The sequence below is a fragment of the Franconibacter daqui genome (assembly GCF_014644275.1).
GTDB lineage: Bacteria > Pseudomonadota > Gammaproteobacteria > Enterobacterales > Enterobacteriaceae > Franconibacter > Franconibacter pulveris.
This window is the reverse complement of record NZ_BMKJ01000001.1, coordinates 1-21,106: the sequence shown is the minus strand read 5'-3', so window position 1 is coordinate 21,106 and position 21,106 is coordinate 1. Positions and strand designations below refer to the sequence as shown.

21 protein-coding genes, 2 tRNA genes and 1 pseudogene are annotated in these 21,106 nt (G+C 59.5%); 9 read left to right on the top strand and 15 right to left on the bottom strand.

Annotated features, from left to right (window positions below):
* Window positions 1-11 precede the first annotated feature (11 nt).
* The 5 genes and pseudogenes from uraH to IEX01_RS00100 form a co-directional block, all read right to left on the bottom strand.
* A complete protein-coding gene (gene uraH, locus IEX01_RS00115; protein WP_024559186.1) occupies window positions 12-347 on the bottom strand; it encodes a hydroxyisourate hydrolase in 336 nt (111 codons plus the stop codon).
* The gene (gene uraD, locus IEX01_RS21455) at window positions 344-865 is read right to left on the bottom strand and encodes a 2-oxo-4-hydroxy-4-carboxy-5-ureidoimidazoline decarboxylase (RefSeq protein WP_268237259.1); all 522 of its coding nucleotides are present in this window, start codon (window positions 863-865) and stop codon (window positions 344-346) included. The genes uraH and uraD overlap by 4 nt, the downstream gene beginning before the upstream one ends.
* Window positions 848-2,098, bottom strand: a pseudogene (hpxK, locus tag IEX01_RS00110) (allantoate amidohydrolase); the annotation flags it as partial. The pseudogene hpxK and the gene uraD, both read right to left, overlap by 18 nt.
* On the bottom strand, window positions 2,095-3,336 hold the full coding sequence (locus tag IEX01_RS00105) for a pyridoxal-phosphate-dependent aminotransferase family protein (RefSeq protein WP_188723046.1): 1,242 nt from the start codon (window positions 3,334-3,336) through the stop codon (window positions 2,095-2,097). The gene IEX01_RS00105 and the pseudogene hpxK, both read right to left, overlap by 4 nt.
* Window positions 3,337-3,537: 201 nt before the next feature.
* On the bottom strand, window positions 3,538-4,377 hold the full coding sequence (locus IEX01_RS00100; RefSeq protein WP_024561196.1) for a MurR/RpiR family transcriptional regulator: 840 nt from the start codon (window positions 4,375-4,377) through the stop codon (window positions 3,538-3,540).
* 115 nt (window positions 4,378-4,492) lie between these two features.
* Between IEX01_RS00100 and ggt the strand changes: the two genes are divergently transcribed.
* Genes ggt through hpxZ form a run of 4 tightly spaced genes read left to right on the top strand, consistent with a single transcriptional unit; the run spans window position 4,493 to window position 8,024 of the window.
* Complete coding sequence (ggt, locus tag IEX01_RS00095; RefSeq protein ID WP_188723045.1) at window positions 4,493-6,076, top strand: gamma-glutamyltransferase; 1,584 nt, start codon at window positions 4,493-4,495, stop codon at window positions 6,074-6,076.
* A 9-nt stretch (window positions 6,077-6,085) separates the two neighbouring features.
* Window positions 6,086-6,271 (top strand): oxalurate catabolism protein HpxX, encoded by a 186-nt coding sequence (gene hpxX, locus IEX01_RS00090; protein WP_024559191.1) that lies wholly within the window; start codon window positions 6,086-6,088, stop codon window positions 6,269-6,271.
* Window positions 6,268-7,644 carry an AtzE family amidohydrolase gene (locus tag IEX01_RS00085; protein WP_024559192.1) on the top strand — a complete coding sequence of 459 codons (1,377 nt, stop codon included), beginning with the start codon at window positions 6,268-6,270 and terminating at the stop codon, window positions 7,642-7,644. The genes hpxX and IEX01_RS00085 overlap by 4 nt, the downstream gene beginning before the upstream one ends.
* Window positions 7,641-8,024, top strand: a complete 384-nt coding sequence (gene hpxZ, locus IEX01_RS00080; RefSeq protein WP_024559193.1) for an oxalurate catabolism protein HpxZ — start codon at window positions 7,641-7,643, stop codon at window positions 8,022-8,024. The genes IEX01_RS00085 and hpxZ overlap by 4 nt, the downstream gene beginning before the upstream one ends.
* 249 nt (window positions 8,025-8,273) lie before the next feature.
* Here hpxZ and puuE read toward each other — a convergent pair whose 3' ends face one another.
* Genes puuE through IEX01_RS00065 form a run of 3 tightly spaced genes read right to left on the bottom strand, consistent with a single transcriptional unit; the run spans window position 8,274 to window position 10,694 of the window.
* The gene (puuE, locus tag IEX01_RS00075; RefSeq protein ID WP_024559194.1) at window positions 8,274-9,227 is read right to left on the bottom strand and encodes an allantoinase PuuE; all 954 of its coding nucleotides are present in this window, start codon (window positions 9,225-9,227) and stop codon (window positions 8,274-8,276) included.
* A gap of 13 nt (window positions 9,228-9,240) precedes the next feature.
* Window positions 9,241-9,978 (bottom strand): allantoin racemase, encoded by a 738-nt coding sequence (gene hpxA / locus IEX01_RS00070; protein WP_024561194.1) that lies wholly within the window; start codon window positions 9,976-9,978, stop codon window positions 9,241-9,243.
* The gene (locus tag IEX01_RS00065) at window positions 9,975-10,694 is read right to left on the bottom strand and encodes a GntR family transcriptional regulator (RefSeq protein ID WP_188723044.1); all 720 of its coding nucleotides are present in this window, start codon (window positions 10,692-10,694) and stop codon (window positions 9,975-9,977) included. The genes hpxA and IEX01_RS00065 overlap by 4 nt, the downstream gene beginning before the upstream one ends.
* Window positions 10,695-10,835: 141 nt before the next feature.
* On the opposite strand from IEX01_RS00065, the gene IEX01_RS00060 reads away from it, so the two are divergent.
* Window positions 10,836-12,317 (top strand): NCS1 family nucleobase:cation symporter-1, encoded by a 1,482-nt coding sequence (locus IEX01_RS00060; RefSeq protein WP_188723043.1) that lies wholly within the window; start codon window positions 10,836-10,838, stop codon window positions 12,315-12,317.
* 56 nt (window positions 12,318-12,373) lie between these two features.
* On the opposite strand, the gene IEX01_RS00055 is transcribed toward IEX01_RS00060, so the two are convergent.
* Both IEX01_RS00055 and dnaQ read right to left on the bottom strand, forming a co-directional pair.
* A tRNA-Asp gene (locus IEX01_RS00055) sits at window positions 12,374-12,450 on the bottom strand.
* Between the two features lie 133 nt (window positions 12,451-12,583).
* Window positions 12,584-13,318: a DNA polymerase III subunit epsilon gene (dnaQ, locus tag IEX01_RS00050; protein ID WP_024559198.1), complete on the bottom strand. Its 735-nt coding sequence runs from the start codon at window positions 13,316-13,318 to the stop codon at window positions 12,584-12,586.
* 51 nt (window positions 13,319-13,369) lie between these two features.
* Here dnaQ and rnhA point away from each other — a divergent pair, with 51 nt between their 5' ends.
* Window positions 13,370-13,846: a ribonuclease HI gene (gene rnhA, locus IEX01_RS00045; protein WP_024561191.1), complete on the top strand. Its 477-nt coding sequence runs from the start codon at window positions 13,370-13,372 to the stop codon at window positions 13,844-13,846.
* Here the strand turns inward: rnhA and IEX01_RS00040 are convergent.
* Window positions 13,843-14,559, bottom strand: coding sequence for a class I SAM-dependent methyltransferase (locus IEX01_RS00040; protein WP_024559200.1), 717 nt, complete (start codon window positions 14,557-14,559; stop codon window positions 13,843-13,845). The genes rnhA and IEX01_RS00040 overlap by 4 nt on opposite strands.
* Window positions 14,560-14,592: 33 nt before the next feature.
* On the opposite strand from IEX01_RS00040, the gene gloB reads away from it, so the two are divergent.
* On the top strand, window positions 14,593-15,348 hold the full coding sequence (gene gloB, locus IEX01_RS00035) for a hydroxyacylglutathione hydrolase (RefSeq protein ID WP_188723042.1): 756 nt from the start codon (window positions 14,593-14,595) through the stop codon (window positions 15,346-15,348).
* 71 nt (window positions 15,349-15,419) lie between these two features.
* Window positions 15,420-16,790, top strand: a complete 1,371-nt coding sequence (mltD, locus tag IEX01_RS00030; protein ID WP_024561190.1) for a murein transglycosylase D — start codon at window positions 15,420-15,422, stop codon at window positions 16,788-16,790.
* A 100-nt stretch (window positions 16,791-16,890) separates the two neighbouring features.
* On the opposite strand, the gene IEX01_RS00025 is transcribed toward mltD, so the two are convergent.
* Both IEX01_RS00025 and IEX01_RS00020 read right to left on the bottom strand, forming a co-directional pair.
* On the bottom strand, window positions 16,891-17,694 hold the full coding sequence (locus IEX01_RS00025; protein ID WP_024559203.1) for an endonuclease/exonuclease/phosphatase family protein: 804 nt from the start codon (window positions 17,692-17,694) through the stop codon (window positions 16,891-16,893).
* 126 nt (window positions 17,695-17,820) lie between these two features.
* Window positions 17,821-18,996, bottom strand: coding sequence for an MFS transporter (locus IEX01_RS00020; RefSeq protein ID WP_024559204.1), 1,176 nt, complete (start codon window positions 18,994-18,996; stop codon window positions 17,821-17,823).
* A gap of 106 nt (window positions 18,997-19,102) precedes the next feature.
* Between IEX01_RS00020 and yafC the strand changes: the two genes are divergently transcribed.
* Window positions 19,103-20,005, top strand: coding sequence for a DNA-binding transcriptional regulator YafC (gene yafC, locus IEX01_RS00015; protein ID WP_024559205.1), 903 nt, complete (start codon window positions 19,103-19,105; stop codon window positions 20,003-20,005).
* 13 nt (window positions 20,006-20,018) lie between these two features.
* On the opposite strand, the gene dkgB is transcribed toward yafC, so the two are convergent.
* Window positions 20,019-20,822: a 2,5-didehydrogluconate reductase DkgB gene (gene dkgB / locus IEX01_RS00010; protein WP_188723041.1), complete on the bottom strand. Its 804-nt coding sequence runs from the start codon at window positions 20,820-20,822 to the stop codon at window positions 20,019-20,021.
* Window positions 20,823-20,980: 158 nt separating this feature from the next.
* Window positions 20,981-21,057: transfer RNA gene (locus tag IEX01_RS00005), tRNA-Asp, on the bottom strand.
* Window positions 21,058-21,106: the final 49 nt, after the last annotated feature.

Below are 21,106 nucleotides of genomic sequence, written 5' to 3'. Positions count from 1 at the left end.
GTGAGTGAGAATCAGCTGCCGCGGTAGGTGGACCACGACCAGGGAGAGATCAAAAACGGCAGATGGTAATGCCCGCCGCCTGCGGCAACGACGAAATCTATCTGCGCCGTCGGGTAGAGCGTTTCGCGCAGGGTCTGGGCAAAATAGAGACCAATTTCCGCCGTCAGCCGGTAGCGGCCAGCGCTCAGCGGCGCCTGCGTGAACGCGTTATAGCGGCCGTCGGCGTCGGTCAGCGCTTCGCAAAGCGTCTCCCAGCCTTGCGCTGTCTGCTGCTCCAGGCGAAGCGCCACGCCGCTGGCGGGCTTGCCGAGCGCGGTATCGAGAATGTGGGTTGAGAGCGAACTCATGGGTGCAAGGCTCCTTCCAGCCGTAACAGGGTGATTTGCCGCAGCTGGTCCAGCGCTTCCGCCGCTTCCTGCTCAGCATCGTTCTCCATGCGGCGCGACAGCTCACTTAAGATCTCCTCGCCGCTGCGCCCGCTGGCGCGAATAAGAAAGACGCGGCCAAAGCGCGCCTCGTAGGCGGCGTTGCCAGCCGCCAGCGCGTCGGCAAGCGCCGCGTCCCGGGCGTTAACCGCCGCCTGTTCGCCGCGTGAAAGCGCGGCCTCTTTGCTTTCGCCCCGCGCTTTTTCGCCAATGCGCGGATGCGCGCTCAGCGCCAGGTTCAGGTCGTCAAGGCTCCAGCCGCGCGCCAGCGCATCCGCTTCATCCAGCAGGTGGCCGGGCGAGGCGTAAGGCCGCCCCCGCACCAGCGACGCCGTCCAGTGTGGCAGGGCCACACAGGGAGAGATCATCGCCGCCGCGTCCTCTTCGCTCGCGCCGTTGAAGCGCGCCAGCGGCGAGGCGTGCTGCGCAAGCGTCGTCACCGTCTGGCTCAGGGCGACCAACGCCAGCGCCACGTCCGTTTCCTGCACCGCTTCCGCCGGATGATGACTGACGCCCCCCGCGCAGCGCGCAAACAGCATGCCGACCGGCCAGCGTTCGGCGATGGCGATGGCGTCGTGGCCCGCGCCGCTCGGCAGCCGCAGCGCCTGCCCCTGCGTCGCCTCCAGTGCGCCCGCCAGCGTCTCCTGCAGGGTTTGATCGCAAAGCGTCGCCGGGATCGCGTAATAGGTATCCTGACTGAAGGTGAGCCCCCGGCGGATCGCTATCTGCTCCGCCTCTTCCAGCAGGCGGGCCAGCAGCGTTTCCAGCTGCGCGTCGCTGGGGCTGCGGATATCCAGCGTCAGGTTGACCGCGCCGGGGATAACGTTCACCGCGCCCGGCTCGCAGGCGAGCGTGCCAACGGTCGCCACCAGCTCCGGTCCCCAGCTGCGGGTAGTCTGCTCGATAAACACCATCCATTCGGCGCTCGCCGCCAGCGCGTCGCGGCGGTGGCTCATCGGCACCGTGCCCGCGTGCCCCGCCTCGCCCGTAAAGCGGCAGGCAAGGCGTTTCGCGCCGTTGATGGCGGTGACCACCCCCAGCGCCAGGTTTTCGCGCTCCAGCACCGGGCCCTGCTCAATGTGCAGCTCCAGGTAAGCGCTGAAGTCCGCCGCGTTCCGCGCCGCCTCGCCGATGCGCGCGGGGTCAAGCCCGGCGTTAACCAGCGCCTGCGCCATCGTGACGCCCTGCGCGTCCCGCTCCTCCAGCCAGCCTGCGGGCCAGCTGCCGGTCAGCCCGCGGCTGCCAAGCAGCGTAACGCCAAAGCGGGTGCCCTCTTCATCGGCGAAGCCGACAATCTCAATCGCCTGCGCCAGACGCAGGTTATGGCGGTTGAGCCAGTCGACCAGCTCAATCGCGCTTATCACGCCCAGCATGCCGTCGTAGCGCCCGGCATTGCGCACCGTATCCAGGTGCGAACCGAGCAGCACGGCGCTGGCGCCTTCCGTCGCCCCCTCGTAGCGGCCGCAGATATTCCCTACCGCATCCTGCCAGGTGAGCATACCCGCGTCGTTCATCCACTGCGCCACCAGCGCGTTGGCGCGCAAATGCTCCGGCGAGAGGTAAACACGGGTGAGCTGCCCCGGCGTTTCGCTGATGTGCGCAAGCTGGTCGCAGCGCTGCATAACGCGCGCGGCGCCGAGGCTCGCCTCGTGGCTGGTCATCAGTGCATTCATACGGCGCTCCGCGCATAAACGTCCCACGCCGCCTGCATCGCCGCGCCCTGGGTGGTTTTAAAGCCAAGGCGGTTGAGCACCGCCTCCAGCGCCGTCAGGGTTTGCAGCACGCAGTCTTTGCGGGCGTTGTAGCCCATGGTGCCGATGCGCCAGATTTTCCCCTGCAGCGGGCCGAAAGAGGTACCAATCTCAATATGGAAATCTTCCAGCAGCAGCTTGCGTACCGCCTCGCCGTGCACCTGCGAAGGGATAACCACGCCGAGCACGTTGTTCATCTTGTGGCGGAGATCGCCGAACGGCTCAAGCCCCATACCCTGAATGCCCGCCAGCAGCGCGTCGCCGTGCAGTGCATGACGGGCGATAAGGTTATCCATGCCCTCTTCCAGCATGATCCGCGCGCACTCGCGGGCGGCGAACAGCATGCTGGTGGCTTCGGTATGGTGGTTCAGCCGCTCCGGCCCCCAGTAATCCATCACCATGCCGAGGTCGAAATAGTTGGAGTAGATTATCTCCTCATCGCCATCCTCATGGGCGGCGGTGCGAATGCCCTCCTCCACGTGCTTACGACGGCGGATAGCCTCTTCCATCTGCGCGCTCAAGGTAACAGGCGAGCTGCCGGACGGGCCGCCGAGGCACTTTTGCAGGCCGGCGGAGACAGCGTCCAGCCCCCAGGCGTCGGTTTGCAGCTCGTTGCCGCCGAGCGACGCGGTGGCGTCGGTATAAAAGAGCACGCCGTGGCGACGGCAGATGTCGCCCAGCTCCGCCAGCGGCTGGAGCATGGTGGTGGAGGTGTCGCCCTGCACGGTAAGCAGCAGGCGCGGCTTCACTTTTTTGATAGCCTCTTCAATCTGGTCCGGGGTAAACACCTCTCCCCACGGCGCCTCAATAGCGTGCACCTCGGCGCGGCAGCGGCGGGCGATTTCACACAGCAGATGGCCGAAGCGGCCAAACACCGGCACCAGCACTTTGTCGCCGGGGCGAATGGCGGAGACCAGAATCGCCTCGATGCCCGCACGCGACGTGCCGTCCACCAGCATTGTCCAGCGGTTTTGCGTGCGAAAGACGTCGCGGTAGAGCGCCATCACTTCGTTCATGTAGCCGGTCATCACCGGGTCATACTGGCCGACAAGCTGGCTCGCCATGGCGCGCAGCACGCGCGGGTCGGCGTTAATCGGCCCCGGCCCCATCAGCAGGCGGTGCGGCGGGTTGATCTGCGGGTAGTGTGCATTTGCTGGCATGAGAAATTCCTTTATGGTCTGGCCGGGCGACATGAAACAAACGATTCGTTAAGAATTATTTTGCAACTAATGTGCCACTGGCAAAAACAACGGCGAAAGCGAGAAAGCTCGCGGCCTCCGTCCGGAAAGGGAAAAGGTGCGAAATGACGCGCTGAACCAAAGCGGGACATCCCGGTGGTGCAACTGCACCACCAAAGGGCGTTAACGCTGCTCCAGTTCGTCCAGTTCGCCATAGAGCGCGGCGATATGATGAATGCGCTGACGGCCTTCGCTCAGCGTGTTGTGCAGCACGGCGTTGGCCAGCAGATTAACGAGGCTCATCGCCCCGCTGTAGCTGTCGAAGGCAGACACGCTGTCGAGCGGCGTGGCGAGATGCCAGTGGGCAAGCCCGCTCAGGCCGCTCGCCTGCGGTTCGCTGATAAGCGCCACCGGGACGCCCTGCTGCTTCAACTGCGCAAGCAGCGGGCGGATAACGCGGGGCCGACGGCGAAACGCCACCACCACCACGCAATCTTCCGCGGTTAAATCCACCAGCTCTTCCGCCAGCGTCTGGCCCGGCTGCGGGATAAGCGTAACGCCGCCGCGGCTTTGCAAGAGTTGCTGGCGCAGATGCAGCGCCACCGGCGCGCTGTTGCGCAGGCCGAGAATAAAAACCCGGCGCGCGCTGCCAAGCGCGCCGACCACCCCGGCGAACTGCTGCGCGTCCAGCGCGTTCACCCATTGCGCCAGATTCGCCATCTCCTGCTTGTAGTGGCGCGCCAGCAGCGTGTTGCCCTGCACCGCGTCGCGGTTCTCCGCAAGCGGCATGCCGCTCTGGCGCAGCTCGCGCAGCTCTTCGCGCATCGCCTTATAACGATCATAGCCAAGGCGCTTAAAAAGGCGGCTTACCGTCGCTTTCGATACCCCGCTAAGGCGGGCCAGCTCGACGCTGTTGTAGCTAATCAGGTCGTCGAAATGATCCATAATGAAAGCCGCCACGCGCTGCTCCTGCACGGAAAGCTGGCTGTAGCAGGCGCGCAGGCGCTCGTCTAACTGTTGCATGGCTGCTCCTGTAACTTTCGTTTCATCTTACCCTCGCACAATGAAACGAATACGGTCAACCTGGAACGGTTTTTGCCTCACTCCCTACCTGACTTGCCCATAAGAGAGCAACACGATGCAAAGCAATATGGCCCCTTCCGGCATGGCGGTAACGCCGCATCACCTCGCCAGCGAAACCGCGCTTTCGGTGCTGCGCCACGGCGGCGACGCGATAGAAGCGATGGTGGCCGCCGCCGCGACCATCGCCGTGGTGTATCCTCACATGAACGGCATCGGCGGCGACGGCTTCTGGCTGATTGTGCCGCCGGAGGGCGAACCGGTGGCGATAGACGCCAGCGGCGCGGCGGGTTCGCTCGCCACACTTGAGTGGTACGCTGACCATGCCGCCATTCCCCATCGCGGCCCCCGCGCGGCGCTGACGGTGCCGGGGACGATAAGCGGCTGGGATGAGGCGCTGAAGCTTTCCGCCCGCTGGGGCGGCGGGCGCTTGCCGCTGTCTCGCCTGCTTGCCGACGCCATCCGCTACGCCGCCGACGGCATTCCCGTTACGCTCTCCCAGGCGCACGCTACAGAGAATAAATACGCTGAACTGGTGGAGATGCCAGGCTTTGCGCAGACCTTTCTCACCCGGGGCGAAACACCGCGCCCCGGCTCGCGTTTCTGCCAGCCGAAGCTTGCGCAAACCCTGACGCGGCTGACCACCGAGGGGCTGGAGAGCTTTTATCGCGGGCCGTTGGCAAAGCTGATGGCGCAGGAGATGGCGGAGCTCGGCATGCCGATAACGTACCAGGATCTCGCCGCTCACCACGCCCGTCAGCGGGTGCCGCTGCGCCTGCACCACTCCCATGGCGAAATCTATAACATGACGCCGCCGACCCAGGGGCTGGTGTCGCTCGCCATTCTCGGCATCACCGACCATCTGGATATGGCTCACGCCGACGAAGAGGAAACCGTACACCGCATCGTCGAGGCGACCAAAAAGGCGTTTGCGCTGCGCGATAAGTACATTACCGACCCGCGCCACGTTACGCTGCCGGTGCAAAGCCTGCTGGAAGCAGACAAGCTGGCGGCGCTGGCGGCGGAAGTGGACGACAACCGCGCCGCCGGATGGGGCGCCGGCAAAGGCCCGGGCGACACGGTGTGGATGGGAGTTATCGACAGCAACGGCATGGCGGTGTCGTTCATCCAGAGCATTTATCACGAATTCGGCAGCGGCGTGGTGCTGCCGCAAAGCGGCGTGCTGTGGCAAAACCGCGGCGCCGCCTTCAGCCTCGACCCGGCGCATTTGCTGGCGCTCGCCCCTGGCAAACAGCCATTCCACACGCTCAACCCCGCCGCCGCCCGGCTGGCGGATGGCCGCACGCTGGTTTACGGCTCCATGGGCGGCGACGGCCAGCCGCAAACTCAGGCCGCCATTTTCACCCGCCATGTGATTCAGGGGATGGGATTGCAGCAGGCGGTAAGCGCGCCGCGATGGCTGCTCGGACGTACCTGGGGCCAGGCGAGCGATAGCCTGAAGCTTGAAGGGCGCTTCAGCGCGCAGATCTTCCAGCGGTTGCGCGAGCTGGGCCATGAGGTGGAAGCGCTGCCCGACTTCAGCGAGGCGGTGGGCCACGCGGGGGCGATTGTTCGCCATACCAACGGCATGCTGGAAGGCGCCTTCGACCCGCGCAGCAACGGCAGCGCCGCCGGATTTTAAGGAGAGAAAATGAACGAAACTTTCGACTGGCCGGCTTACATCCGGCTGATGGAACAGCTGCTGGCCGTGCCGCTGGACGATGCCCGGCGCGCCGAGCTTGAAACCCAGCTTTCGCGCATCGCCAGCATGGCCGCGCCGCTGCTCGCCTTCCCGCTGGACCAGCGCCAGGAAGTGGCGGGAGTGTACCGGCTATGAGTTTATCCATTAAGGCTATCCGTGAAGGGCTGGCGCAGGGCCATTTTTCCGCCGCCGAACTGGCGCGACAGACGCTTGCCGCCATTGAGCGAAGCAACCCGGCGGTGAACGCGTTCACGCACGTTTCGCAGGAGAGAATGTTGCAGGAGGCGGCGCGCGTCGACCAGCTTCGCGCGCAGGGCCAGCCGCTGCCACCGCTTGCCGGCGTGCCTTACGCTGTAAAAAATCTCTTCGACATCGACGGCGTAACCACGCTTGCAGGCGCGGCGCTTTTCAGCCAGCAGCCGCCCGCGGCGAAAGACGCGTTCGCCGTCTCGCAACTACGCCGCGCGGGAGCGCTGCTCGGCGGGGCGCTGAACATGGACGCTTACGCTTACGGCTTTACCACCGAGAACAGCCATTATGGCGCCACGCATAACCCGCACGACCTGACGCGGGTGGCGGGCGGCTCCTCGGGCGGCTCCGCGGCGGCGGTGGCGGCCGGGATGGTGAACTTTACGCTCGGCACCGACACCAACGGCTCCATACGCGTGCCCGCCTCGCTGTGCGGCGTGCTGGGGTTGAAACCCACTTTCGGACGCCTTTCGCGCAGCGGCAGCGTGCCGTTTGTCGCAAGCCTTGACCACATCGGCCCGCTGGCGCGTTCAGCGGAAGACCTGGCGCAGGTTTACGACGCGCTGCAGGGCGCGGATGAGACAGACCGCTTTCAGTCGCCCCGCCCGGTTGAACCGGCGGCAACGCGGCTTGCAGCAGAGACGCCGTTGCGTTGCGCCGTGCTGACAGGCTACTTCGATACCTGGTGCGATGAAGACGCGCGCACGGCGGTGGCGCAGGTGGCGAAAGCGCTCGGCGCCCAGGAAACGCTGACGCTGCCGGAAGCGGAGCTGGCGCGCCAGGCGGCGTTTTTGCTGACCGCCGCCGAGGGAGGAAATCACTATCTGCCGCAGCTTCGAACCGAGCCGCACCGCTTTGAACCCAACTCCCGCGAACGCCTGCTGGCGGGCGCGATGACCCCTTCAGCCTGGTACACGCAGGCGCAGCGTTTTCGCGGCTGGTTTCGCGACCAGACGCTGGGGCTGTTCGATAATGTCGACCTGCTGCTGGCCCCCGCCACGCCCTGCTGCGCAACGGAAATCGGCGCGGCGACAATGCGTATCAACCATACCGATTTGCCGGTCAAAGCGAGCATGGGAATGCTGGCGCAGCCCATCTCGTTTCTTGGCCTGCCGGTCGTTACCGTACCGGTGATGACCGCGAAGGGGTTGCCCATCGGCGTGCAGCTTATCGGGGCGCCGTGGCGGGAGGCGACATGTTTGCAGGCGGCGAAACGGCTTGAAAATCTGGGTGTGGTCAACGTGGAGGTGAAGAGATGAACAGGGATAATATCGATCGCCCGGCGGTGTTAAACGAGGTTCGCGCCGCCTTTTATCGCTACGAAGAGGCGCTGGTCACGAATGATGTGGCGACGCTGGATGCGCTTTTCTGGGTGGACGAGCGCACGGTACGCTACGGCGCGACGGAAAACCTGTATGGCATTGAGCAAATCCGCGCGTTTCGCGCGGCGCGCCCTTCGCAGGGCTTAGACCGGACGTTGCGCAATACCACCATCACCACCTTCGGCGACGAGATGGCGGTTGCCAGCACCGAGTTCACCCGCGAAGGCAGCGATCGCATCGGCCGTCAGATGCAGACGTGGGTGAAGTTTCCGTTCGGCTGGCGCATTGTGGCCGCGCATGTGAGTTTGATGGAATAGCGGCGTTTTACTGCGGCCCCTCACCCTAACTCTCTCCCCATGGGGAGAGGGAAACGGTATGCGCCGTTGGTCAGGGCACTTTCACCGCGCTTAGGCTAAAAACCGTATCCATAAAGCCAAGCTGCTTTCCGGCGCCCCTCACCCCAGGGGAAAGGGAACCCGGGTTTCGCCGCTCTACACGCGCCTCTCCCACATCCGCAAAGCTGACCGACCCTCTCTCCCTGCCGGGGAAAGGGCCGGGGTGAGGGGCTACTTCGCGTAGGGGTGCGTTTTCAGCCAGTGGTCGGCGATATCCTGGCGGCGGCAGACCCACACGCGGTCGTGGCTCTGCACATAGTCCAGAAAACGCTGCAACGCGCGAAAACGCCCCGGTCGACCCAGCAGGCGGCAGTGCATGCCCACCGACATCATCTTCGGCGCGGTCTCCCCTTCGGCATACAGCACGTCGAAACTGTCCTTCAGATAGGTATAAAACTGCTCGGCGGTGTTGAAACCCTGGGCAGTGGCGAAGCGCATGTCGTTAGCATCCAGCGTGTAGGGGATGACCAGATGCGGCTTGCGGCCGCCATCTTCGCACTCCACCTCCGTCCAGAACGGCAGGTCGTCGCCGTAATAATCGCTGTCGTACTGAAACCCGCCCTGCTCCACCACCAGCCTGCGGGTATTGGGGCTGTCGCGCCCGGTGTACCAGCCGAGCGGCTTTTTGCCAAACAGGGTCTCCAGCGTGTCGATGGCCTGACGCAGGTGCGCGCGCTCCTCTTCCACGCTCATATGTTGATAGTGGATCCAGCGCCAGCCGTGGCTCACCACGTCGTAATCCGCCGCTTTGATCGCCTCGACAATCGCCGGGTTGCGGGCAAGCGCCATTCCCACGCCGAAGATAGTCATCGGCAGGCCCCGGCGTTGGAACTCTTCATGAATGCGCCAGAAGCCCGCCCGGGAGCCATATTCATAGAGCGAGTCCATCGACATGTGGCGATCCGGGTAGCTTGCCGCGCCAATGATATCGGAGAGAAACTGCTCGGAGCCGCTGTCGCCATGCAGCACATGGTTCTCGCCTCCCTCTTCGTAATTCAACACAAACTGCACGGCGATGCGCGCCTCTCCCGGCCAGCGGGCATGGGGCGGTTTGCCTGCATAGCCCAGCATGTCTCGCGGGTAAGCTTCATTCAGGTGATGGCGGTGATCCGGTACAGTTTGCATCCTTAGTATCCTCTTAGCTCAGCATTTCAAAACAGCCGGTGAGCGGCTTTTTGTTGGGATACGCGAGGTCGCCGTGTTTACTGGTGCCAAGACCGAGCGACAGCAGGGATTCCACCATTTTCACCGCCGCCGTTACGCCGTCGATGACCGGAATGCCAAGCTCGGCGGTCAGCTCGCGGGCAAGGTTCGCCATGCCGCCGCAGCCGAGCACAATCGCCCCGCTGTTGTCTTCGTTCTTTGCCTGTATACAACGCTCGCGTACTTTCTGCTGAGCAAGACCCGTGCCATCTTCAAGCGCCAGCACCGGTAAATCGATGGCGTGCAGCGCTGCGCAGTGGTGTTCAAAGCCATACTGGCGCAATAAATGGCGGGCGATGATGACCGTGCGCGGCAGCGTGGTGACCACAGAAAAACGCGTCGCCACCAGCGTCGCCACGTGCATGGCCGCCTCGGCGATGCCAATCACCGGCCCTTTCGCCAGCTCCCGCGCCGCCAGCAGCCCCGGGTCGCCAAAGCAGGCGATAATATGCCCGTCGACGCCCTGCGCCTGACCGCGCTTTATCTGCTCAAGCACCCCGACGGCGGCGATAGCTTCATCGAAATGCCCTTCGATGGACTCCACCCCTTGCGTCGGGCAAACCGCCAGAATTTCCGTGCCTGGCATGGCGACAGCGCGGGCCGCCTCGCCGATGGTGCGCGTCATCTCAACGCTGGTGTTGGGGTTGATAACTTGTATACGAAAACCGCTCATGGCTGCGCCTCCGCCTTGCCAAACAGGCGGGTGAAATCCGCCAGGGTTTCTCCACTGCGTTCAAAGCAGAGGCTTTCTACAATGTGGGTGAAATGGTGCGCCAGCGCGTCCGTCAGCCCGGCGAGATCTTTTTCGCGCAGCAGATCGATAAGCTTTTCGTGATCGTCGCAACGACAGCCGCGCTGCCAGGGCGATCCCCATGCGGCGATAACGAGTGAGGAGCGCTGGGTAAGGCTTGTCACCATCTCCGTTAGTACGGCGTTGCCAGAGATAGCCTGTAGCTGAATATGAAAAGCGGCGGAGTGGCGAATCGCCGCCGGGCCGTCGCCTTCGCGGTGCGCCTGCTCTTCCAGCGCCACGACCTTTTCCAGCCCCGCCAGATGAGGCGGCTGAAGGCGGGCAAGCACGTGCGGCAGGTTAGCGCACTCAATGACGCTGCGGGTCTGAAAGATAGCTTTTGACGCTTCCACCGTGGGGCTGGCGACAAATGCACCACGCCTGGGCGTCATGTCGATCATTTGCACCGCCGCAAGGCGCGTCAGCACTTTACGGATGCCGGTGCGGCTAACGCCAAACACCTCCGCCAGCGCCTCTTCCGGCAGTTTGCAGCCCGGCGGCAGCTGGTGCTCGACAATCGCATTCAGCAACGAGTGCCAGATATGCGCTTCTTTATCCGGTAATTCCTGCGGGGCGCTTAAGCCCGTTTCACGCTTCATTTATAGCTCCCGTCTATGGTCGGCTTTCACTTCTTGTATACAACAAATAATTCTCTTGTACACAAAAAAGAAAAACCTGGCCTGGTTCCTGCAAAGACAATGGCAGACATTTCGTCGCCATTGTTCAGAGGAGCAGATTCCATGCCAAACCATGAGCCCGCAGAAGTGAACCCGAATGCCGGATACAGCCCCCGGCTCTGTAATGACGACCTGGCCCCTACCCGCAACCAGACCTGGTCCTGGTACAATATCTTTTCATTCTGGATGTCGGATGTGCACAGCATGGGCGGCTACGTGGTCGCCGCCAGCTTCTTCACCCTGGGGCTTGCCAGCTGGCAGGTGCTGCTCTGTCTGCTGGTAGGGATTTGCATCGTGCAACTGTGCGCCAATCTGGTGGCGAAACCGAGCCAGATGGCGGGCGTGCCTTACGCCGTCATCTGCCGCCAGGCGTTCGGCGTGTTTGGCGCGAATATCCCGGCGGTGATCCGCGGCCTTATCGCCTTCGCCTGGTACGGCATTCAGACTTACCTTGCCGCTAACGCGTTAATGCTGGTGGCGCTGAAGTTCTGGCCTTCTCTCGCAACCATGACCGAGGGCCATTTCCTTGGCCTTTCGCACTTAGGCTGGGTTTGCTTTGGCATTATGTGGGTGCTGCAGGCGATGGTGTTCTGGCACGGGATGAATGCGATTAAGCGCTTTATCGACGTCGCCGGGCCGGCGGTTTACGTGGTGATGATGGCGCTGGCGGGCTGGATTTTGTACCAGACCGGCTTTGACGGCATCTCCTTTACGCTTGCCAGCAAATCGCTTTCTACTGGCGAGCAGACCTGGCAGATGATTACCGCCACGGCGCTGGTCGTCTCCTATTTCTCCGGCCCGCTGCTGAACATTGGTGATTTCTCTCGCTATGGAAAAAGCATGAGCGAAATTAAGCGCGGCAACCGCTGGGGCCTGCCGTTTAACTTCCTGCTGTTTTCCATTGTCACCGTGGTGATTGTCTCGGGTACGCAGTCGTTGTTCGGCCAGATGATAACGGACCCGATCGAGACCGTCAGCCGCGTGGGCAACAGCCTCGCCATGGCGATTGGGCTGCTGACGATGATCACCGCCACCATCGGCATTAATATCGTGGCCAACTTTGTCTCGCCGGCGTTTGACTTCTCTAACTGCTCGCCGCAAAAGATTAGCTTTCGCACCGGCGGGATGATCGCGGCGGTAGGTTCCGTTTTACTGACGCCGTGGAATCTGTTCCAGTCGCCCGAGTTGATTCACTATACGCTGGACGTACTGGGGGCGTTTATCGGCCCGCTGTTCGGCATTCTGCTGGCGGACTTCTACCTGATTAAGCGCGGCAAGGTGTTTGTCGACGACCTCTTCGATGATACGCCGAAAGGCCGCTACTGGTACAAGAACGGCTTTAATCCGAAAGCGATTGTTGCACTCATTCCATCCGTGGCGGTAGGCCTGATCATCAGCTTTATTCCAGGGCTGCATGAGGTGGCGAACTTTAGTTGGTTTATCGGCGCGGCGCTGGGCGCGGGCTGCTACCGCTGGGTGGCGCGACACGAACGCGCGGCGGATGTCCGCGGCTTCCCGGCGCAGGTGGCGATGTCGAAGGAATAACCGAAGGCGGAAAAGACGAAAGCCTGAATCATTGCTGATTCAGGCTTTCTGAATAGTGGCGGAACGGACGGGACTCGAACCCGCGACCCCCTGCGTGACAGGCAGGTATTCTAACCGACTGAACTACCGCTCCGCATTGTTCCCGTTGGGGAACGAGGCGCATATTACGGATTGCCCCCAGGGCCGTCAACGCTTTTTCTCACACTTTTAACCGTTTGCTGCAAATTTCGCCCGGCCGTTGAATTTCTCTTCATTATAGCCCGCCATCAGGCGCGCCACAGGCAGCTGCCGCCCTTTTTCTGCACCAGATCCAGACGCGATTCGTGCGCCATTATCTCTTCATCGCTGGCCCTTATCACCCGTAGCGACGAGGCCTGACGGACAACGCGCTGAATTGCCGCCTCGCCGCCCTGCTGCTGCTGCCCCTCGCCGTCCATAGAGAATTTCAGCGACGTCTGGCCGCCGGTCATCGCCAGGTAGACATCCGCCAGGATTTGGGAGTCGAGCAATGCGCCGTGCAGGGTACGCTTGGTGTTGTCGATTTCGTAACGCGAGCAGAGCGCGTCAAGGCTGTTGCGCTTGCCCGGGAACATGCGGCGCGCCAGCGCCAGGCTGTCGGTAATTTTGCAGAAGGTTTCTGTCTTCGGAATACCGCGGTTGAGCATGCCGAATTCATAATCCATAAAGCCGATATCAAACGAAGCGTTATGGATGATAAGTTCGGCGCCGCGAATATAGTCGAGGAAATCCTCCACCACGTCGCCGAACGTCGGCTTATCCATCAGGAACTCGTCGGCGATACCGTGAACGCCGAAGGCTTCCGGGTCCACCAGCCTGTCGGGTTTCAGGTAGACATGAAAGTTGTTGCCGGTCAGGCGGCGGTTTATCACTTCGACCGCACCGATCTCAATAATACGGTGCCCTTCATAGTGAGCGCCGATCTGGTTCATACCGGTGGTTTCTGTATCGAGGACAATCTGTCTTGTAATAGCTGTGCTCATAGCGCTCGTTGTGTCAGACTTGGGCTTTTAATCACAGGAAGTCTACCAGAGATGCGTAAAGAGGTAGAAATTTTCACCGATGGATCCTGCCTTGGCAACCCGGGGCCCGGCGGTTACGGCGCTATTTTGCGCTATAAGCAGCACGAGAAAACGTTCAGCGCGGGTTATCGTCTTACCACTAACAACCGCATGGAGCTGATGGCCGCTATCGTGGCGCTGGAAGCGCTGCGCGAGCACTGCATTATCACCCTCAGCACCGACAGCCAGTACGTCCGCCAGGGGATAACCCAGTGGATCCACAACTGGAAAAAGCGCGGCTGGAAAACGGCGGAAAAGAAACCGGTTAAAAACGTCGATCTCTGGCAGCGGCTGGATGCGGCGCTTAGCCAGCATGAGATTAAATGGGAGTGGGTGAAAGGCCACGCGGGCCACCCGGAAAACGAGCGCTGCGATGAGCTCGCACGCCAGGCGGCTAATAACCCGACGCTTGAAGATGTGGGTTATCTGCCCGAAGCGCCCGCGCTTTAAGGTTTACGGTATTGCCTTGTCGCCCCGACGGCGGGGCGCAGCTGCGCTTTGGCTTTGCGCGCTTTCATTGGGTTGAGCGTAAGGGGAATGGTTCGCTTACGGGCCACGATAAGCTGCATACAGCCCAACGCCGGCAGGTGCGTGCTCAGCAATCTGCCGCCCTGCCGGTGCCAGGGCAGCACCTGAAAATTCCCGTGATGCATCACTTCGAAATTTAATAAGGTGAGCCAGTCCAGCTGGCGCATCATGGTGAACATGCGGCTGTTATAGGGCATTTTGCGGCGCAGGAAAGGCACCATTTTCCCGGCGCCGAGGAGGCTTAACGGACTGAAGCTGCTGAGGATCATCCAGCCGTCGTCAATCAATACGCGATCGACTTCCCGCAGCAGGCGGTGCGGATCCGGGCACCAGGGCAGCGTATGCGCCAGCAGACAGGCATCTACCGACTTTTCGGCAAAGGGTAAATGAAGCGGGTCAGCTTTTACCTGCAACGTTTCCCCTTGCGGGGCAATGTTAACCTGATGTGAAATGGCGCAGGCTTCCGTGCTGACCTCCGCGCTCAGGTTGCCTATCTTAAGCAGATGAAAACCATACATCTTCCCAAGCCATGGCGTAAGCTGCTGCTCCAGCGCCGCGCGGTAAAAGTCGCCCCAGGGCAACTGGCTCCAGTGAGCGGGCGCGGTGAAGGCCGCAGGGGTCCTTGCAGGTTTCATCACAACCTTCCGTAACGTAATGTGAGGTGATTTATGAATCTTAACAGTATTCCTGCTTTTCAGGACAACTACATATGGGTGCTGAGCGATGAACAAGGAAAGTGCCTGATTGTCGATCCAGGCGAAGCCGCACCGGTTCTGAAAGCGATAGAGGAAAACGCGTGGCAGCCGGTCGCCATTCTGCTGACGCATCATCACGATGACCATACAGGCGGCGTTAAAGCGCTGCTGGCGCGTTATCCTGACCTCATTGTGTATGGGCCGCAGGAGACGGCGGGCAAAGGAACCACGAAGATAGTCCATGAAGGCGATGCGGTTGTCATACTGGGGCATGAATTCAGCGTTATTGCCACGCCCGGTCACACTTTAGGACATCTCTCTTATTTCAGTTTTCCTTATCTTTTTTGCGGCGACACGATGTTTTCCGCAGGCTGCGGACGTCTCTTCGAAGGCACGCCAGCGCAGATGTACCAATCATTCCAAAAATTAAATCAGCTGCCGGAAGAAACCCTGATTTGCTGCGCGCATGAATATACGTTAAGCAATTTAACGTTTTCAGTGGCTATCCTGCCTGAGGATATGCACTTAACCCAATATTATCGAGAAGTTAAAGAGTTACGTGCAAAAAACCAAAAAACACTCCCCTCAAATCTGAAAAAAGAACGGCAAATCAACTTATTTCTCCGCGTGGATGATATTGATTTAATTAATAAAATAAACACAGAAACAACTTTGCAACACCCTGAAGAGCGATTCGCCTGGTTACGGGCAAAGAAAGATAGTTTCTAAAAATTTCTGCTTGTGATCTGCGGTCTTCAAAGTTATCATCGCTCGTCTTTTAAGCAACTATTGACACACACATGAAGGCAAAAGCGATATTACTCGCCTCTGTCCTGCTTGTGGGGTGCCAGGCAACCAAGCAAGACGCCGGCGTTCAACAGCATGCACAGAGCCTTTCTGCGGCTGGTCAAGGGGAAGCAGGAAAGTTTGCTGGTCAGACTGCGCGATGGATGGACGATGGAACCTTCCTCGCGCAAGATCAGGACCTGTGGTCTTTCATTGGCGACGAGCTAAAGATGGGGATACCGGAAAATGACCGGATCCGCGATCAAAAACAGAAGTATTTGAGAAACAAGAGCTATCTCCACGATGTAACTTTACGGGCAGAGCCGTATATGTACTGGATAGCCGGGCAGGTTAAGAAACGTAACATGCCGATGGAGCTGGTACTCCTACCCATAGTGGAGAGCGCTTTTGACCCCCACGCCACATCGGCTGCGAATGCCGCTGGCATCTGGCAGATTGTGCCGAGCACGGGGCGTAATTATGGTTTAAAACAGACCCGCAATTATGATGCGCGTCGCGACGTGGTGGCCTCAACAACCGCCGCGCTCAATATGATGCAGCGTCTTAACCGCATGTTTGACGGCGACTGGTTACTGACCGTGGCGGCCTATAACAGCGGCGAAGGTCGTGTATTGAAGGCAATGAAAGCGAATAAAGCACGAGGAAAATCCACGGATTTTTGGTCGCTTTCACTGCCACAGGAAACCAAAATCTACGTGCCTAAGATGCTGGCTTTGAGTGATATTCTCAAAAACAGCAAGCGTTACGGGGTACGTTTGCCTACGTCCGACGAAAGTCGTGCGCTGGCGCGCGTGAAGGTCAATAACCCGGTTGATATGGATCAGCTGGCGGAAATGGCCGGCATGCCTGTCAGCAAGCTGAAAACGTTCAATGCGGGCGTGAAAGGCGATACGCTGGGCAAAAGCGGGCCGAAATACGTCATGGTGCCGCAAAAGCATGCTGAGCAGTTGAGAAGCTCGCTGGCGGCCGGGGAAATCGAAGCTATCCAGCCGCAGATGCTGGCGGATGCGAGCCCGGTTGAAAGCCGCACTTATAAAGTGCGCTCCGGCGATACGCTTTCCACTATCGCGGCGCGAATGAACGTTTCGACGAAGGATCTGCAACGCTGGAATAACCTGCGCGGCGCGAACCTGAAAATCGGCCAGACGTTAACAGTAGGCAGCGCCAGCGGCGCGACAAGCCTCGCCAGCAACAGCGACAGCATTACCTATCGCGTGCGTAAAGGCGACTCTCTGTCGAGCATTGCGAAGCGCCACGGCGTAAACATCAAGGATGTAATGCGCTGGAATAGCGATGCGGATAAATTGCGGCCTGGCGACCAGCTCACGCTCTTCGTGAACGATAGCGCGACGCCGGACTCCTGATCGTAACGCAAAAATGCTAAAAATGGCACCGATTCCCCCGGTGCCTTTTTTATTGCGCCGCTTTCAGACTAAGCGGGCGACCAGACGCGTTTATGCCGCCCTACTTCTTCTCAGGCTTGCCCGGACTGAATTCGACCAGCAATGGGTTATGGTCGGAAGCGCGGGTAACCAGCACGGAAGCTTCATGCACGGCTAATCCCCGGTAAAAGACAAAATCGAGCGGACGGCCAAAAGCGCGACGACGCTGGTCGTCAGTAAAGCGAACCTCACGCAGCGCCATCTCGCGGGCGAAGCGATATAACGCGTTTTTACGCGGCCGGCTCCAGGCGTTGAAATCCCCTGCCATAATGACCGGACCATTGTGATGCGCCAGCTGATCGCCAATCGGTCCTAACTGTTTACTGTAAACATCCACCCCAAGGCTGAAGTTTACCGCGTGCACATTCACCACCATCAGCATGCGGCTATCCGGCAAAGGATAGACCGTCACCAGCGCCGATTTCGCCAGCCGCAGGATGGGCTCCCGCTCACGCAATGGGCAGCAATAAACCGGGTGAGCCGCAGCCAGCGTCATTACGCCGGAGGGGTGTTGCGGCAGCACGAAAGCAGGCACCTGGTCGGCAGCCAGATAATTTTTTGTGGCGAAAGAGACCAGTTCAGGCGTGGTCTGCGCCTCCTGGAGCAAAACCAGATGAGCATCTTTACCAAAGGTCTGTAATACGGATAACCATTCGGCACGCTGCTGTTTGAAGATGTTCCATACCAGCACACGCAGCACATCATGTCCGGGCAACGGTTCCCCCGCCGGCAGCGCCTGGCCAATGCCCGAGAAGGAGCCTGGCGGTAAGATTCGCTCTGCTGGCTGGCCGGCAATGTAGCGCATGGCATAGGTTGTTTTTCGCACGTTTCGCTGAATGCCTCCATTGAGATGGCCGTCACAATGACGTGACGGCTTATCAGTTATAGGGATTTTAGCTCACAGTTTCAACGCCAGGCAGTGAGGAAATGTACGAACTGTCTTTAGCTAAAATTAACCCAGCGCCAGACGCGGCTTGCTATCGAGACGGCCGCTCAGGCTCACCAGCACCAGGGCGACAGCCACAATTACCGCGCCGATCCACGGCGTCTGGGCAAGCCCGATATGCGCTACCGTCTGGCCGCCTATGACCGATCCCATCGCTATTCCTACGTTAAACGCCGCGATATTCAACCCGGAAGCGACATCGACAGCATCCGGCGCATACTGCTCCGCCTTTTGCACGACATAAACCTGTAAACCCGGCACGTTGCCAAACGCAAAGATGCCCATTACCAGCACGGTCGCCAGCGCCGCATACTGTATGGAAGCGGTGAACTGGAAGACAAGCAGCAACAACGCCAGCGCGGCAAAAATAAACTTAAGCGCAGGCACTGCGCCATGGCGATCGGCCAGTTTGCCTCCCCAGATATTGCCGACAGCAACAGAAACACCATACCCGAGCAGGATCCAGCTCACTGCCGCAGGGCTAAAGCCCGCCAGACTCTGCATCATCGGCGCAAGGAAGGTGAACGCAGTAAATACGCCGCCGTAGCCCAGCGCAGTTATCGCGTAGATCATCAACAGGCGGGGATGCGTCAGCACGTTAAGCTGTGCCTTAAGGCCCGCAACGGCGCGACCAGGAATGTCCTTCGGCACCAGAATCAGGCTGCTGATAAGCGAAATCACCCCAAGCGCCGAGACCGCAAGAAACGTTTCACGCCAGCCAAAGTGCTGCCCGATGAAAGTCCCCAGCGGCACGCCGGTGACCAGCGCGACGGTCAGGCCGCCAAACATAATGGCAATGGCGGAAGCCGCTTTCTCTTTTGACACCAGACTTGTGGCAATAGTCGAACCAATTGAAAAGAAAACGCCGTGCGCAAGGCCTGTTAGCACTCGCGCCACAACCAGCGTTTCATAACCCGGCGCCAGCCAGGCGAGCACATTGCCCGCGGTAAAAAGCGCCATCAGCCCGACCAGCAGCTGTTTACGCGGCACTTTTCCCGTCAGCGCGGTCAATACCGGCGCGCCAACCGCCACGCCCAGAGCATAAAGCGAAACCAACAATCCCGCCGAAGGCAGCGAGACGCCAAGCTGTTCAGCGATAGTGGGCACAAGGCCAACGATAACAAATTCGGTCGTGCCTATTGCAAAGGCACTGATGGTCAGAGCGAGCAATGCCAGAGGCATAATTTATCTCCATAAGCAGTGGTTCAGTGTTGGCGTGCAGTATGGAGAAATGCTTAAATAACAAAAATATTCAAAATCACAATAAAATTTTGCCGGAGAAGCAACAATGAAGGCAACGTCTGAAGAGCTGGCTATTTTTGTCGCGGTGGTGGAAAGCGGCAGCTTTAGCCGGGCGGCAGAACAGCTACGGCTCGCGAACTCGGCGGTAAGTCGATCGGTAAAGAAGCTGGAGATGAAGCTTGGCGTGAGCCTGCTGAACCGCACGACGCGTCAGCTTAGTCTCACCGAAGAAGGCGAACGCTATTTCCGTCGCGTTCAACAAATTTTGCAGGAGATGGCTGCCGCCGAGAATGAGCTAATGGAAACCCGCCATACGCCGCGCGGTTTACTGCGGATTGATGCCGCTACGCCTGTAGTCCTGCATTTTTTAATGCCGCTAATCAAACCTTTTCGTGAACGCTATCCGGAGGTCACGCTCTCGCTGGTCTCCTCTGAAACCTTTATCAATCTCATTGAGCGTAAAGTGGATGTGGCTATTCGCGCCGGTAATCTGACAGACTCCAGCCTGCGGGCTCGCCCTCTGTTCAGCAGTTACCGTAAGCTCGTCGCCTCGCCTGACTATCTGGATCGTTATGGCGTGCCGCAAACCGTCGAAGATCTCGACGATCATGTTTGCCTTGGCTTTACCGAACCCGTGTCGCTGAATACCTGGCCGGTGGCGCGGCAGGATGGTCAGCTGCATGATATTCAGGTGGGATTATCTTCCAACAGCGGGGAGACAATTAAGCAACTCTGTCTGACAGGTAATGGGATTGCCTGTCTGTCGGACTATATGATTGATAAAGAAATAGCGAGTGGAGAGGTCGTGGAATTGCTCGCTGAGCATCGCTTACCCGTAGAAATGCCGTTTAGCGCAGTTTATTACAGCGACCGTGCCGTTAGTACACGCATCCGGGCATTCATCGATTTTCTGAGCGAACATGTGAAACAGCCCCGTGAAGGGCTGTAAATAGAGCAGACGCTTAGTCCCACTGGGGCGCTAAACCTTCCGGGCTTACCAGACGCTCGTTACGATCGAGCGCGGCAATGGCGTTCATATCTTCCTCATCAAGCGTTAGCTGTTGCGCCTGCAGGTTACTCTGCAGGTTTGCTCGCTTCGTTGAAGACGGAATGACGGCATACCCCAGCGCCAGCGCCCAGGCCAGAATCACCTGCGCAGGCGTAGCCTGATGCTTTGCCGCGATACGGGCAATGGCTTCGTCTTCCAGCGCCTTGCCGTAAGCCAGCGTCATATACGATGTAACAGGGATACCATGTGCTTTAGCCCATGCCGCGACCTTTTTATTTTGCAGATAAGGCGAAAGCTCAATCTGATTAGTCGCAATCTGTTCAGCACCGACAGCGGCAATGGCCCGTTCCATTAGCGGAATGGTGAAATTAGAGATACCGAGTTCACGCGTCAGCCCTTCTTTCTTCGCTTCAAGCAGCGCTTGCATAAATTCTTCAACCGCCACGGCATCACCAGGCGATGGCCAGTGAATCAGCGTCAGATCGACATAATCAGTGCGGAGTTTTTGCAGACTCGCTTTCAGGCTGGGAATGAGCTTTTCCTTGCTCAGATTTTCGGTCCAGATTTTTGTCGTGATGTAGAGATCGCGACGCGCAACGCCGCTCTCTTCGAGAGCCTGACCAATAGCTGCTTCATTGTCATAAATTTGTGCGGTATCGATAGCGCGATAACCCAGCTCAAGAGCGGTTTTAACGGACGCGATGACGACGTCATCTTTGAGACGGAAGGTACCAAGACCAAATGCAGGAACTGTCATAAATCCTCTTTAACTCATTTTCGTTGAGAAAGAAGATTATCGAGGGTCAGCTGCAGAAGAAAAAGATCGCTAGTGACAGAGGATTATTGCTGTTAAAGCAATAATGGGGCTGCAGAAACAAAAAAGCCCTGAGCTAATGCTCAGGGCTTCATAATAAGTGGCGGAACGGACGGGACTCGAACCCGCGACCCCCTGCGTGACAGGCAGGTATTCTAACCGACTGAACTACCGCTCCACCGAATTTTTCTACAACCACCGGTTTGTTGCCCCGGTTTTACTGCTTA